This is a genomic window from Pseudomonas sp. B21-051 (assembly GCF_024748795.1).
Taxonomy (GTDB): domain Bacteria; phylum Pseudomonadota; class Gammaproteobacteria; order Pseudomonadales; family Pseudomonadaceae; genus Aquipseudomonas; species Aquipseudomonas putida_A.
Map to the genome: position 1 here is coordinate 5,190,785 of NZ_CP087166.1, position 14,389 is coordinate 5,205,173.

At 62.0% G+C, this 14,389-nt stretch carries 13 protein-coding genes; 5 read left to right on the forward strand and 8 right to left on the reverse strand.

What is annotated here, in order from left to right; translation table 11 throughout:
* Positions 1–40: 40 nt before the first annotated feature.
* The 4 genes from LOY52_RS23360 to LOY52_RS23375 form a co-directional block, all read right to left on the reverse strand.
* Entirely contained in the window at positions 41–877 is an 837-nt protein-coding gene (locus LOY52_RS23360; RefSeq protein WP_258676172.1) for an ABC transporter ATP-binding protein, read from the reverse strand.
* A complete protein-coding gene (locus LOY52_RS23365) occupies positions 865–1,668 on the reverse strand; it encodes an ABC transporter permease (RefSeq protein ID WP_047602568.1) in 804 nt (267 codons plus the stop codon). Before LOY52_RS23365 ends, LOY52_RS23360 begins: the two co-directional genes overlap by 13 nt.
* A 9-nt stretch (positions 1,669–1,677) precedes the next feature.
* On the reverse strand, positions 1,678–2,664 hold the full coding sequence (locus tag LOY52_RS23370; protein ID WP_258676184.1) for an ABC transporter substrate-binding protein: 987 nt from the start codon (positions 2,662–2,664) through the stop codon (positions 1,678–1,680).
* 337 nt (positions 2,665–3,001) lie between these two features.
* Complete coding sequence (locus LOY52_RS23375) at positions 3,002–4,492, reverse strand: aldehyde dehydrogenase (protein WP_258676197.1); 1,491 nt, start codon at positions 4,490–4,492, stop codon at positions 3,002–3,004.
* Positions 4,493–4,714: 222 nt separating this feature from the next.
* On the opposite strand from LOY52_RS23375, the gene LOY52_RS23380 reads away from it, so the two are divergent.
* Positions 4,715–5,629: a LysR family transcriptional regulator gene (locus LOY52_RS23380; RefSeq protein WP_258676200.1), complete on the forward strand. Its 915-nt coding sequence runs from the start codon at positions 4,715–4,717 to the stop codon at positions 5,627–5,629.
* Between the two features lie 92 nt (positions 5,630–5,721).
* Here the strand turns inward: LOY52_RS23380 and hrpB are convergent, their stop codons facing one another.
* A complete protein-coding gene (hrpB, locus tag LOY52_RS23385) occupies positions 5,722–8,241 on the reverse strand; it encodes an ATP-dependent helicase HrpB (protein WP_258676202.1) in 2,520 nt (839 codons plus the stop codon).
* Positions 8,242–8,350: 109 nt separating this feature from the next.
* Here hrpB and LOY52_RS23390 point away from each other — a divergent pair, with 109 nt between their 5' ends.
* Together LOY52_RS23390 and LOY52_RS23395 are read left to right on the forward strand one after the other, a co-directional pair.
* Positions 8,351–8,770, forward strand: coding sequence for a polyribonucleotide nucleotidyltransferase (locus LOY52_RS23390; protein WP_258676211.1), 420 nt, complete (start codon positions 8,351–8,353; stop codon positions 8,768–8,770).
* 9 nt (positions 8,771–8,779) lie between these two features.
* Positions 8,780–9,688 (forward strand): cation diffusion facilitator family transporter, encoded by a 909-nt coding sequence (locus LOY52_RS23395; protein ID WP_134787396.1) that lies wholly within the window; start codon positions 8,780–8,782, stop codon positions 9,686–9,688.
* On the opposite strand, the gene LOY52_RS23400 is transcribed toward LOY52_RS23395, so the two are convergent.
* Positions 9,682–10,722 carry a DUF6515 family protein gene (locus LOY52_RS23400; protein WP_258676214.1) on the reverse strand — a complete coding sequence of 347 codons (1,041 nt, stop codon included), beginning with the start codon at positions 10,720–10,722 and terminating at the stop codon, positions 9,682–9,684. The two genes, LOY52_RS23395 and LOY52_RS23400, sit on opposite strands and share 7 nt — an antisense overlap.
* Positions 10,723–11,176: 454 nt before the next feature.
* Here LOY52_RS23400 and LOY52_RS23405 point away from each other — a divergent pair, with 454 nt between their 5' ends.
* Both LOY52_RS23405 and LOY52_RS23410 read left to right on the forward strand, forming a co-directional pair.
* Positions 11,177–11,656: an Lrp/AsnC family transcriptional regulator gene (locus tag LOY52_RS23405; protein WP_007909658.1), complete on the forward strand. Its 480-nt coding sequence runs from the start codon at positions 11,177–11,179 to the stop codon at positions 11,654–11,656.
* 217 nt (positions 11,657–11,873) lie between these two features.
* On the forward strand, positions 11,874–12,083 hold the full coding sequence (locus LOY52_RS23410) for a DUF2788 domain-containing protein (protein ID WP_003228500.1): 210 nt from the start codon (positions 11,874–11,876) through the stop codon (positions 12,081–12,083).
* Here the strand turns inward: LOY52_RS23410 and LOY52_RS23415 are convergent.
* The gene (locus LOY52_RS23415; RefSeq protein ID WP_258676216.1) at positions 12,078–12,713 is read right to left on the reverse strand and encodes a pseudouridine synthase; all 636 of its coding nucleotides are present in this window, start codon (positions 12,711–12,713) and stop codon (positions 12,078–12,080) included. The genes LOY52_RS23410 and LOY52_RS23415 overlap by 6 nt on opposite strands.
* Positions 12,714–12,785: 72 nt before the next feature.
* Entirely contained in the window at positions 12,786–14,285 is a 1,500-nt protein-coding gene (gene amn, locus LOY52_RS23420) for an AMP nucleosidase (protein ID WP_167734182.1), read from the reverse strand.
* Between the last annotated feature and the right edge of the window lie 104 nt (positions 14,286–14,389).

Here is a 14,389-nt window from a genome sequence, read left to right on the forward strand (position 1 = left end):
GATCGCAGCCTGCGGCAGCTCCTACAGGGGACTCATGTGATCAGTGCACTTCCTCGAGATCATCATGCAGCAAGCCGAAGATCTCGCGTTTCATGTCGATAAACGAACGCTCCATGACCATGTCCAGTGAGCGCGGGCGTTCGATCGGCACGTCGAGGATCTGCTTGATCCGCCCCGGTTTGGCGCCCATCACATAGACCCGGTCGCCAAGCAGAATCGCCTCGTCGATATCGTGGGTGACGAACAACACGGTCTTCTTGCTGTTGCCCCAGACCCGCAGCAGCAACTGTTGCATCTGCAAACGGGTCTGGCTGTCGAGCGCGCCGAACGGTTCGTCCATCAGCAGGATCTGCGGATCATTGGCCAGCGCCCGGGCAATCGCCACGCGCTGCATCATCCCGCCCGACAGTTGCTTGGCGTAGCTGTCGGCGAAGCCACTGAGGCCGACCTCATTGACGTAGTAATCGACAATTTCCTTGCGCCGCGCCGCCGGCATGCCTCGCCGCTTGAGGCCGAACTCGACGTTCTGCCGCACCGTCAGCCACGGAAACAGCGTGTAGCTCTGGAACACCATGCCGCGATCAGCACCGGGGCCTTGCACTTGCTGACCGCCGACGTAGATCTCGCCAGAGGTCGGCTCGGCGAGGCCAGCGGTCAGGTACAACAGACTTGATTTGCCGCAACCCGACGGCCCGACGAGTACCGCGAACTGCTGATCCGGCACCTCGAACGACACCTGTTCCAGCGCAGTGAACGTACCGCCATCGGGCTTCTTGTAGCGCAGGCTGACCTTGTCCACCTGCAGGCGCGGCGCGGCTTGCGGCGCTGCTGCCCGCGGTTCGATGATGCGATGATTGGCGGCAGTTACTGAGCCCATGCGGCAACCCTCAAGCGGAGAAAGCGGAACAGTTGATCGGTGACCAGACCCAGCAGGCCGATGATCGCGATGGCGAGGAAAATCACGTCAACCTGAAAACCGCGCATGGCTTTCAGGCTCAGGTAACCGAGGCCGCTCGACGCCGCGACCAGTTCGGCCACCACCAGATAAGTCCAGGCCCAGCCCATGGTCACGCGCAAGGTGTCGAGCACGCCGGGCACCGAGGCCGGGGCGATCACATGCAGCACCGCATCGCGGCGGTTCGAGCCGAGGGTGTAAGAAGCGTTGATCAGGTCCTTGGAAATGCCCTTGGACACGTCAGCAATCATCACCAGTTGCTGGAAGAACACGCCGAAGATAATCACCGACACCCGCTGCTCCAGACCGATGCCGATCCACAAAATGAACAGCGGCACGAACGAGGTCACCGGCAGGTAGCGGATGAAGTTGACCAGCGGTTCGAGGAATGCCTGGACGATGCGAAAGCTGCCCATCAACAACCCCAGCGGCACCGCCACCAGCGACGAGACGATGAAGCCGACCATCACCACTTCGACACTGGCCCATACATGCGTGCCGAGGGTGCCGTCGCGGCTCAGGCGCACCGCCGCTTCGAGCACCGCGCCGGGCGTCGGCAAAAACATTCCCGGGACGATGCCGCCGTAAGACAACCCGGCCCACAGGCCGACCAGCAGCACCCAGGCCAGACCGCTGGCGCTCCACACCACTGGCACCGGCAAACCGGTCTTGGGCGTCAAGCAGCGGCTCAGCCATGATTTGCGCTTGAACATGCAGACCTCCTAGAGCGGGCTGACGAAACGGTTGTCGACCAGCTCGTCGTGGCTGACGTTGTAGGGTTTGCCTTGCAGCTCGCTGGCGGTTTCGTTGGCGAGTCTGATCAGTGCGGCGCTGTCACCCGGTTTGCCCGGCGAGCCAAGGAGTTTTTCGCTCATGGCCTGATCGTAGAAGCGCACGCCCTTGGCGGCAGCGGCCAGTTCCTTCGGATCGGAGAGATAACCGCCAACGCCTTTGGCCATGATCGCGTAGGCCTCGTCCGGGTGTTCCTGGGTGTACTTGACCGCTTTGTAGAGACCGGCGACCAGCGCCTTGACGTCCTGCGGCTGTTTTTCGATGACGCTGCAGTTGAGCGCCACCACATCGACGATCACGCCGGGCGTGCTGCTACTGTCGATCAGCACCTTGCCCTGCTGTTTGTCGCGGACCATCGACAAATGCGGCTCCCAAGTCACGGCGGCTGGCACCCGACCGGCGATGAACGCGGTGGCGGCATCGTCGGCAGTCATGTTCTGCACGGTGATGTCGCTCATTTTCATGCCGTTCTTTTTCAGCAAGTACGACAGCCAGAACTGCGAGGTCGAACCTTCGTTGACGGCCACCGCCTGGCCCTTGAGCTCCTGCAACGACTTCACGTCCTTGCCCACCAGCACGCCGTCGCCGCCATGGCTGTCATCCAGTGCCGCCACAGCCTTGAAGCAGAACTGTGGACGGTACTTGAGCACTTCGTCGATGGTCGACGCCGAGCCGGAAAGCTGTCCGGACGCCTGTGCGGCCATGTACATCGAAGCTTCTTCGACCACCGGCAATTCGACGGTCAGGCCGTTTTCCTTGAAGTAGCCCAGATCCTGAGCCAGATACAGCGTGCCATAGCCGACCCAGGTGGTATGGCCGATGGACAAGGTGCCGGCCTGCGCGCTGGTCGCGACCGTGGCGGCCAGGGCGGTGATTGCCAGAGGATGGGTGAGACGAATACACAAGGACTTGATCATGGAGCACTCCCGACGCTGTTGATTTAGTTTTGTCATGGGCAGTACGGCCGGCCGCGATGATGTGAATTCAGGCTGCGGTCTCTGCTGGACTCTGGCGCGAAACACCGGGCTGGCAAGATCGATGGTGGCCCATGTGCGGGCCGAGGAAAATCAGGAAATTGTTGGCAGCAAATGATGAAAAAGCTGCTTAGGGCGCACCGTAAAAGCGCGACCTGAGCGGAGATGGTGCACAGTTTTGAAAGCAAAAGATCGCAGCCTTCGGCAGCTCCTACAGGGTTCAGTGTCGCCCTGTGTAGGAGCTGCCGAAGGCTGCGATCTTTGCTTTTGAATCAACCAATCAGCGCAACTGAAACCAAGTGGTTTTCAGCTGGGTGTATTTGTCGAACGAGTGCAGCGACAGGTCGCGACCGAAGCCCGATTGCCTGCCGCCGCCGAACGGCACGGTCACGTCCAGCGCATCGACGGTATTGACCGACACCGTACCGGCGCGCAGCCGTCGCGCCACGCGGTGCGCACGATGCAGGTCATCGGTCCACAGCGACGCCGCCAGCCCGTAGACACTGTCGTTGGCAAGACGCACGGCTTCGTCTTCATCATCGAACGGCACCACCGCCAGTACCGGGCCGAACACCTCTTCGCGAAACAGCGCCATGTCGGCGCTGACGCCGGTAAAGATCGTCGGTTCGATGAAGTTGTCCGAGCCATTGAAGCGCCGTTGCTCACCACCACACACAAGGCTCGCACCCGCCTGCTCGGCACCGCGAATGGCGCGCATGATGCTCGCCGTCTGCCGGTGATCGACGATCGCCCCGGCACGACTCTGCGGGTCGAGCGGATCCCCCGGCAGCCAGCGCTCGGCCTGGGCTTTCAAACGTCCGACAAACTCATCGTGAATCGAACGTTCGACCAGCAACCGCGAGTTGGCCGAGCACACTTCGCCCTGATTGAAGAAGATCCCGAACGCGGCTTTTTCCGCCGCCAGATCCAGATCGCGACAGTCAGCGAACACCAGATTGGCACTCTTGCCGCCGCACTCCAGCCACACCTGTTTGAGGTTGGATTGCGCCGAGTACTGCATGAAATATTTGCCGACCTGCGTCGAGCCGGTGAACACCAGGCAATCGACATCCGCGTGCAGGCCCAAGGCTTTGCCGGTCTGTTCACCCAGCCCCGGCAACACGTTGAGCACACCCGCCGGTAACCCGGCTTCCAGCGCCAGTTCGGCCAGACGCAACGCGGAAAACGGTGATTGTTCGGCCGGTTTGAGGATCACTGAGTTACCCGCCGCCAGCGCTGGCGCGAGCTTCCACGCGGCCATGTCCAACGGAAAATTCCACGGCACCACGGCAGCCACCACGCCCAGTGCTTCACGGGTGATGGTCGCCAGCACATTGGCGGCGCCGGGGGCGATCTGGTCGTAGAGTTTGTCGATGCTTTCGGCGTACCAGCGAAACACCCCGGCAGCACCCGGCACGTCGATGTTGTAAGCGTCCATCACCGGTTTGCCCATGTTCAGCGAATCGAGCAGGGCCAGTTCTTCGCGATGGTCCATCAGCAGATCGGCCAGACGCAGCAGCACCTGTTTGCGCTCGGCGGGCGGGCGTTGTGCCCAGGTGCCGGCCTCGAATACTTGTCGCGCGTTGCGCACCGCCGCGTCCACATCCGCCTCGCCACACGCGGCGACATGGGCCAGCAACCGGCCGGTGGCAGGATTGATCGCGGCGAAGGTCTGCCCCGATTGCGCAGCGCAATGCTGGCCGTTGATCACGGCTTGATCGGGAAATTTCAAGGCAACGGCCTGGCGCTGCCACTCTGCAAGTTCGAACACGTCGAATGCTCCTTGGACGTTATTGTGCAGTCGATGGTGGCGCAGGCCCGGACGGGCGAAAATTAGTAAAAATGTCTTCGCAGACAATGAAAAAACTGCTCAATCGATTTCCCCAAAACCGCTGTGGGTGACTACTGTTCAAGGACAAAAACATCGTCGCGCAGCGGACGCGGCGGCGCACAAATTGCTTGGAAGTCGAGTCCGCTCGTCCTGAGGTTTGCCGTGGCCGCCTACAATTTGCGTCAACTGAAATACTTCATCACCACCGTCGAATGCGGCAGCGTTGCCGAAGCCTCGCGCAAGCTGTACATCGCGCAACCGGCGATCTCTACGGCGATCAAAGGTCTGGAAGACAGCTTCGCCGTGCAACTGCTGATCCGCCATCACGCCCAGGGCGTGTCCCTGACGCCGAGCGGCGCACGGTTTTTCCGCAAGGCGCAGGAGCTGTTGCGCATGGCCCGGGAGTTCGAGCAGAACGCCCTCGCCGACAACGACATCGTCGCCGGGCAGATCGACATCGGCTGCTTCGAAACCGTCGCCCCGCTGTACCTGCCGCAATTGATCGCCGGGTTTTCCGCGTTGTATCCAGGAGTGAAAATCCGCATTCGCGACGGCGAGCAGCAGGAACTGGTGCAAGGCCTGACCTCGGGTACGTTCGATCTGGTGATCCTCTACGAACACGAACTCGATGCCACCATTCAGACCGAACCGCTGATGCCGGCGCAACGGCCGTATGCGCTACTGCCGGCCGATCATCGCTTCGCCGAGTACAAGCAAGTATCGCTGCGCGATCTTTGTCTGGAACCGATGATTCTGCTCGATGTGCAGCCAAGCCGGACCTACTTCGTCAGCCTGTTCGAAGAACTGGGCCTGACCCCGCGCATCGAATTCAGCTCGCCATCGATCGAGATGGTGCGCGGCATGGTCGGTCAGGGTTTCGGTTTCTCGATCCTGGTGACCCGGCCCCATTCGGAATGCACCTATGACGGCAAGAAAGTGGTGTGCGTCGACATTGCCGAAGAGGTCACCGGTTCAGGGCTGGTGGCGGCGTGGCTCAAACGTGGGCAACTGACCAAACCGGCGCAGTTGTTCGCCGATTATTGCCGGGAACAACTGACGGGCAAGGCACGTTTTTAGAAGCAAAAGATCGCAGCCTGCGGCAGCTCCTACAGGGGTCCGTCGTGGCACAAAAACTATAGGAGTTGCCGCAGGCTGCGATCTTTTGATTTTCAGGTACCGCGCGGCTTGGCCCGCGCCGTGGCCTCGGCCACCAACGGATCATCCGGCCAATAATGCTTCGGATATCGCCCCTTCAAATCCTTCTTCACCTCGGCATAGGTGCTGCGCCAGAAGTTGGCCAGGTCCTGTGTCACCTGTACCGGACGCCGAGCAGGCGACAGCAAGTGCAACATCACGACCTGCCGGCCGCCGGCAATTCGCGGCGTCTCGGCGAGGCCGAACAACTCCTGCAGACGCACCGCGAGAATCGGCGGAGACTCGCTGTAATCCAGACGAATCGATGAACCTGACGGCACACTGATGTGATGCGGCGCCAGCTCATCAAGTTTCTGCGGCAGCGGCCACGGCAGCAGATTGCGAACGATGCTCGACAGGTCCAGATTGGCGAAATGGCTGAGCCGCGAGACCTTGCCCAAGTAAGGCATTAACCAATGCTCGAGGGTTTTCAGCAACGTTGCGTCGCTGACATCCGGCCACTGACTGTCATCCTGCGTGGCCAGATCCAATTGCCGCAACAGGGCAACCCGCGCCTGCCACTGGCGCAGTTCCGGCGTCCACGGCAACAACTCCAGCCCCTTGCGCCGCACCAGATTGACCAGCGCCTGACTGCGCGCCGCTTCGTCGAGACCGGTCAACGGTTCGCGGCTGAGGATCAACTCGCCGACCTTGCGCTGACGCTCGGCGCGCAGCACGCCTTCGCGTTCGTCCCAGTCCAGTAGATCGACGTTATGCACCTGCTCGGCGAGTACCGAATCGAACAGCGCCGGATCGAAATCCGCTGCCAGGTAAATCCGTTCTTCACGCTGGCCCTGACGACTGCCGAGATCAGCAATCACAATCCACGCCTCCTTCATCAGGCTGTCGGCTTCGGCGAACAGCGCAGCGCGTCCATTGGCCAGACGGTATTCGGCGCCACCGGCACGCCGCTGTTGGGCGACACGATCCGGGTAAGCCAGCGCCAGCAGCGCACCGAGCCAGCGCGGATGATCGGGTTCGCTGACCGGCGCACTCACCTTGCCACGCAGGTAACCGCGATATTGCCGCGCCAGTTGCCGGGCGCGTTGCACGCCGCCCTGAGCACCGCGCGATGCGCGCTCCTCGCCAGAGAGCAGCACCAGGCGGCTGTGCAGATCGGCACCGGCACCGCGCAAAATATCGCGCTCGCCGAGCAGTGCCGCGACGTCGCACGCCATGTTCGCCAGCCCCAGCGCCTGACCGCGCAGCAACAGATGGGCGATGCGCGGATGCGCAGGCAGTTCGGCCATGGCCTGACCGTGGGACGTCAGCGCCTCGCCTTCGAGTGCGCCCAGGCGCTGCAACAAGTCCTGCGCCTGTGCATAAGCCGCTGCCGGCGGCACATCGAGCCAGACCAGTTCGCCCGGGGTCACGCCCCAGCGTCCGAGTTGCAGCGCCAGGCTCGCCAGATCCGCCGACAGAATTTCGGCGCTGCCGTAAGCGGCGAGTTGCTCGTGCTGATCCTGCGACCACAAGCGATAACACACCCCCGGCTCCAGACGTCCGGCCCGGCCCGCACGCTGGGTGGCGCTGGCCCTGGAAATACGCTGAGTATCGAGACGGGTCATGCCGCTGCCGGGGTCGAAACGCGGCACTCGCGCCAGCCCGGCGTCGATCACCACGCGCACGCCGTTGATGGTCAGGCTGGTCTCGGCGATGTTGGTCGCCAGTACCACTTTGCGTTGGCCGGTCGGCGCCGGGTCGATGGCGGCGCGCTGGGCGTTGAGGTCCAGTTCGCCGTGCAACGGGCAGAGCAATACGTCTTTACGCTCGCCGATGGCATCACTCAGTTGCTGATGCACGCGACGGATTTCCGCCTGCCCCGGAAGGAACACCAGCAAGCTGCCGGTTTCATCGTGCAGCGCTTCAAGGACGGTCTGGGTCACGCGCTGGTCGATGTATTCGCCGGGTTGGAACGGCCGGCCCCAGCGCATCGTCACCGGGTACATGCGCCCTTCGCTGCGCAGGATCGGCGCGTTATCCAGCAACCCGGCCAGCCGCTCGCCTTCCAGCGTTGCCGACATCAGCAAAATCTTCAGCGGCTGTTCAGCTCGGAACAGTTCACGACCGTTCAAACTCAGAGCCAAGGCCAGATCGGCATCAAGACTGCGTTCGTGAAATTCGTCGAAGATCAGCAGACCGACGCCTTCCAGCGACGGATCATCCTGCAGACGCCGGGTGAGAATCCCCTCGGTGACCACTTCGATACGGGTGTTGGGCCCGACCTTGCTGTCGAGGCGGATGCGATAGCCGACGGTTTCACCGACCTTCTCGCCCAGTTCACTGGCCAGACGTTCTGCGGCTGCGCGCGCGGCGAGACGCCGTGGTTCGAGCATCAGAATGGTCTGCCCGGCCAGCCACGCCTCATCAAGCAAGGCCAGAGGCACGCGGGTGGTTTTACCGGCGCCGGGCGGTGCTTCGAGCACGGCTTCGTGGCGCGTTGCCAAGGCTTCACGCAGGGCGGGTAAAACTTCATCGATCGGCAAAGAAATCATGCTGGCTCCCAAACAGAGCCGCGAGTATAACGGCGAACTGCGAGGTGTTCGTCAGGGTCTTAACTTCACAAGACGAAGCTTCGTTAATAGATGACTCAGGAGATTTTCCATGCGCATACCTTCTCGCCTGATCGGCGGTGTACTGGTCGCCACCCTGCTCACTCAACTCACGGCCTGCGGTTCGATTTTCTATCCGGATCGTCGCGGTCAGATCGACGGCAAGATCGACCCGGCGATTGCCGTGCTCGATGCCGTGGGCCTGCTGTTCTATGTGATTCCAGGACTGATCGCGTTCGCGGTCGACTTCACCACTGGCGCGATCTATTTCGAACCCGGCCACACCGCGCAGGTCGATCCGGCCAAACTCAAACAAGCGGTCGGCCCGGATGGTCAGGTCGATAACCTCAAGTTGCAGGCTATTCTCGAAACAGAACTGGGCCGCAACCTGCCGCTGGACGATCCACGCCTGATCCAGCACAAGGGCACCACGCAACAACTGGCGATGTTCGGCCTGCAACCCGCCGCATAAGGAAATCACATGACCACCAGCCCCGAACACGCCCGCCTGCTGCGGCTGGCGACCCGCGCCTCGGTGGCGGTGGCCTGCACGCTGATCATCGCCAAGGCCATCGCCTGGTGGCTGAGCGGTTCGGTGAGCATGCTCGCCGGCCTCACCGACTCGGCGCTGGATGGCGTCACTTCGCTGCTCAATCTGCTGGCGGTGCATTACGCATTGCGCCCGGCCGATGACGATCACCGTTACGGCCACGGCAAAGCCGAATCGCTGGCGGGCATGGCGCAGGCGCTGTTCATCGGTGGCAGTGCGGTGCTGATTGCGTTTCAGGCGTATGAACGCATCAAGCAACCGGAGCCGCTGGGCGCACCGTGGCTGAGCATCGGCGTGATCGTGTTCTCGCTGCTGCTGACCGCGGCTTTGCTGACGCTGCAACATCGGGTGATCAAGCAGACCGGCTCCAACGCCGTGCGCGCCGACTCGCTGCACTACCGTTCGGACATGCTGCTCAACGGCAGCATTCTGATAGCGCTGATCCTCGCCGGGATGGGCTTTCATCAACTCGATGCGTGGTTCGGTCTGGGGATTGCCGGGTACATTTTGTGGAGTGCGATCCAGATCGCCCGGGAAAGTTTTTCGGTGCTGATGGATGAAGAGCTGCCGGCGGACGTCAGTCAGCACATGCTCGAACTGGCCTGCGGCGTACCCGGCGTACTGGGCGCGCATGATTTGCGCACACGGATTTCAGGCAACCACTGGTTCGTGCAGTTGCATCTGGAGTTGCCGGGGGAGCTGACTCTGTCAGTGGCCCACGGCATCAGCGATCAGGCGGCGGATGCGATTCACGCCGCCTACCCGCGAGCCGAAGTGCTGGTGCACGCCGACCCGCAGGAAGTGGTCAAGACCGAACGGGCGCAAACCCGGATTCAGTAAGACACCTGATAACCGCGACTGCTCAGGCAGTTACCCTGAGCCTGACGGTAAGCCTGCACCACTTCAGGCGCTGGTTGATAGGTCGCGGTACGCGGGTCGAAACCGCTCTGCTGCACGGCGTACTGGTAGCACTGATAACCGTCCTGCTGCACCTGTTCCGGCGATTGACCGTTGGCCGGATAGGCCTCGACGTCATAGCCCTGGGATTGTGGCTGCGGTTGCGGCGGTTGCTGCACCGGTGGCTCGACCACGACGTAATCCTGAGTGGCTTCCTGATAGGCATAGTAGGAACCGGCAGCGAGGAACAGCAGCGCACCGCCGATCCACACTTCACGGGCGTAGTCCGGCAGATAGTGGGTACGAATGCCCCGTGGCGGCTGCACGACGATGTAGCGTGGGCCCTGCGGGCGATACCAGTAGCCACCGGAATAGAAGTAATCCTGGCCGCGATACGGCACGCGGTATTCGCGATCCGGGAAACGGTCGATCACATGCCCCGGGCGGTATTGCGGGCCTGGACCCCAACCGTTGCCATGCCCGTCCGGGCGACCCGGCCAGCGATTGTCGTTGGGCCGGTTGCCGGTTTGCCATTGCTGGTTGTGGTAACCATTCTGCGGCCGCTCGTCACGGTAGTAACCCTGACGCGGCTCCTGAGTCTGGCGCACGGTGTCAGGCCGTGGCTGGATCGGCAGGTTGTTCGACGGTGGCGCCTGATGCACCGGTGCAGGCTGATTGGGCGCGCGGTTCTGGTTCTGCCACTGGCCATTGTTGTGCTGCTGGCCGTTGTGCTCGAACTGGCGGCTGTTGTCGCCCCGAATGATTTCGTTGCTCTGCGGCCGCGGCTGATTTTGCGGCGGCGGATTGTTCTGCCCGCGGGGCTGATGATCGCCGCCACGGCCCTGATTGCCCTGATGCTCACCGCCGTGCCCGTTATTCTCGGGGCCACGATTCTGTGGCTCGTCGGCCAGCGCTTGCGCACCGACGCTCACACACAGCAAACCAACACCGGCCAGACGCCAGATGCGCGACTTCATGCTTTTCCTCACTGCGGGTATTAAGAGGGCTTGTAGCTAAGACCGGGAATACGCACACCGGGTTCTGCGACAGGTTATCAGTCACGAAACTTATTTATTGAGGAAGGCTGTGCATCGAGGCACAAAAATCGCAGACAAGAAAAAGGGAGACCCGTCGGCCTCCCTTTAGAGAACTTCGTCCTGGCTCGACGCTTTTGACGTCGGCTCACCTCACGCCGTCTTCTGGACAGTGTGCAGCTCGGGGGCCGGCACAACCCCGGTGGGGGTGGCGGCCGCGGCGGGCCTGATTGGGCGGGCCGCAGTGGACTGTGTTACCGAGCAGTGATTCTGGTGATAAGAATAGGCCGCAAGGCGCGACAGAGGATTGCGAAGATTGCTCAAATAAACACTGCTTGCGCAATTTTTAACCCTGGATAGATAATCCGCCGCAATAGTTACAACCAAGGACTGACTCATGAGCAAACTCGACCGTTACGACCTGAGTATTTTGGCGGAATTGCAGCGCGACGCCCGCATCTCCAACCAGGAACTGGCCGAGCGCATCGGTCTGTCGCCCTCCCCCTGCTCGCGCCGGGTCAAGCAACTGGAGGACGACGGCTACATTTCGCGCCAGGTCGCTCTGCTCGATCGCAAGATGCTCGGCCTGAGCCTGACGGCCTACGTGCTGATCGGCATGGACCGGCACACCCCGGAGCGTTTCGAGAACTTCGAAGCGGCGATCCGCACCCTGCCGCAGGTGCTGGAGTGCAGCCTGGTGACGGGTGTGGATGCCGACTATCAGTTGAAAGTGGTGGTGCCGGACATGGATCATTATCAGAAGCTGTTGCTGGGGCATCTGACCCGGATTGAGGGGGTGACCAGCGTGCGTTCGAGCTTTGTGCTGAACCAGGTGTTGAACAGCACTGAATTGCCGCTGACTCACCTACGTAGCTAATTTGCACTCCCCTGTAGGAGCTGCCGAAGGCTGCGATCTTTTGATCTTGATCTTGCTCTTGAAAAGCAGAATCAAAAGATCGCAGCCTTCGGCAGCTCCTACAGGAGGGGGGCGCGTGGTAGAAGTGCGGCACACCGACGCAGATCAATGCGGCCCCCGCCACCCTCGGCGTATAATCGCCCAGCCCTTTCAGCCCTGCGCGCGCCGGAGATGCCCGATGGATCCAGCAGTATTCGAAGAATGGATGATGACCGGCCTGGTCAGCATCCTGATCATTTTCATGGGTTTCATCGTCTGGGATCTGGCGAAGAAGTCCAAGGCCGGGCGTTTCGGCTCGTTCATTCTGTTCTTCGTGCTGGGGCTGGGCGTGGCCGCGTTCATCATCAAGAGTGTGGTGATCGGCCTGATCGAATCCGGCGCTCTATAACCGCGCCGGCACTTCTTTCCACTGGCCCTGATCGAGCCCTTCTAGCGTCCAGTCGCCAATCTGCACCCGCACCAGCCGCAACGTCGGCAGCCCCACCGCCGCGGTCATCCGCCGTACCTGACGGTTGCGCCCTTCACGAATCACCAACTCCAGCCAACGGGTCGGCACGCTTTTGCGAAAGCGTACCGGCGGATTGCGTGGCCACAGTTGCGGCTCGTCCAGTTGCCGCGCCTCGGCGGGCAGGGTCATGCCGTCATTCAGCTCGACGCCCTCGCGCAGTCGCTGCAATTGTTCAGCACTCGGCTCGCCCTCGACCTGCACCCAGTAAGTCTTCGGCAACTTGTGTTTCGGGTCGGCAATCCGCGCCTGCAACTGGCCGTCGTTGGTCAGCAGCAGCAAACCTTCGCTGTCGCGATCAAGGCGTCCGGCCGGATAGATACCGGGCACGTCAATGTAATCCTTGAGCGTCGCCCGCCCGCCTTCGTCGCTGAACTGCGTCAGCACATCGAACGGTTTGTTGAACAGGATCAACTTCGGCTCGGCCGGCGGCGCTTTGGCGACACGACGTGGAGCCGAGGAGGATGGCTTCGCACCGGGACGGCGGGAAGGAGGACGCGGTGGACGGGACATGGGCAAAACAACATCTGGCGATCTGGGCTGACAATGCTAGTGCCCCGACCGCCAAATGACCACGACTAACCGTTAACGGAACGGCGGCTCGTCGAAGCTGCGCAGTTTGCGCGAGTGCAGCGAGTTGAGTTCGGTGCGCAGCAGGTCCACCGCCGCGATGCCGATCTTCAAGTGCTGACTGACCGCACGCTCATAGAACGCGTTGGCCGAGCCCGGCAGCTTGATTTCACTGTGCAGCGGTTTGTCCGAAACGCACAGCAACGTGCCGTACGGCACCCGCAGGCGATAACCCTGGGCGGCGATGGTGCCGCTTTCCATGTCCACCGCCACGGCGCGGGACAGGTTGATCAGCGGACGTTCCTGCGCCCAGCGCAGTTCCCAGTTACGGTCGTCGTAAGTCAGCACGGTGCCGGTACGCAGGCGCTTTTTCAGCTCCTCGCCCTTCTCGCCGGTGATATTGGCCGCGGCTTGCTGCAGCGCCAGTTGCACTTCGGCCAGCGCCGGGATCGGAATGTTCGGCGGCACCACCCGGTCGAGAATCCCGTCGCGACGCATGTAGGCATGGGCCAGCACATAGTCGCCGATGGTCTGCGACTGACGCAGCCCGCCGCAGTGACCGATCATCAGCCAGCAATGCGGACGCAGCACCGCCAGATGGTCGGTGATGTTCTTGGCATTCGATGGGCCGACGCCGATGTTGACCAGGGTCACGCCATGGCCGTCGTTTGCGATCAGGTGATAGGCCGGCATCTGGTAGCGGTGCCAGACCACGCCAGCGGCAATCGCCGAAGCTTCGCCGTGGTCCATGCCCTTCTCGATGATCACGTTGCCCGGCAGGACCATGCGCACGAAACGCGGGTCATTGCGCAGTTGTTCCAGGCCATGAACGATGAACTGGTCGACGTAGCGGTGATAGTTGGTCAGCAGAATCCACGGTTGCACATGGCGCCAGTCGCTGCCGGTGTAGTGCACCAGACGACGCAGGGAGAAGTCGACGCGCGCGGCGTCGAACAGCGCCAGTGGCAGCGGATCGGTGTTTTCCCAGTCGTAGAGACCGTCGGCGATGCCATCGGTCGCGGCGGACAGGTCGGTACTCGGGAACACCCGCGCCAGCACCGCAGCGGTGACGCCGGAGCCGGCCAGTTCATCGCCCTGCTCGACCACGTACGGGTACGGAATATTCTGCTGGCTGACACCGACTTCCACGGTCACCGTGAAGTCGTGCATCAACGGCACCAGTTGTTCCAGCAGGTATTTGCGAAACGCCTTCGGATGGGTGACGGTGACGCTGTAGGTGCCCGGCAGTTGCACCTTGGCGTAGGCGCGGGTGGTCTGCGGGACTTCGCCCTGACACAGGTAGGTCAGACGCAGTTCGGGATAACGGAACAGGGCACGCTGTTCGGCGTCGGGTTCGACGCGGTCCTTGAGATACCGCTTGAGCGCCGAGTTCAGCGCAGTGGTGGCCCGCTCATGCAGCTCGGCCAGACGGTCCACGGCTTGTTCGGCGGTTTGAACGACAATAAACGCTTCGGTCACGATCAGCTTCCTGTGTTCTGACTTGCAGAGCTTCATCTTGCCTGCATCGTGGTCTCACGGGAACAGTGGCATGTTGGCAACCGCACAATTTGTGGGTCACACACGGTCCCTTGTAGGAGCTGCCGCAGGCTGCGATCTTT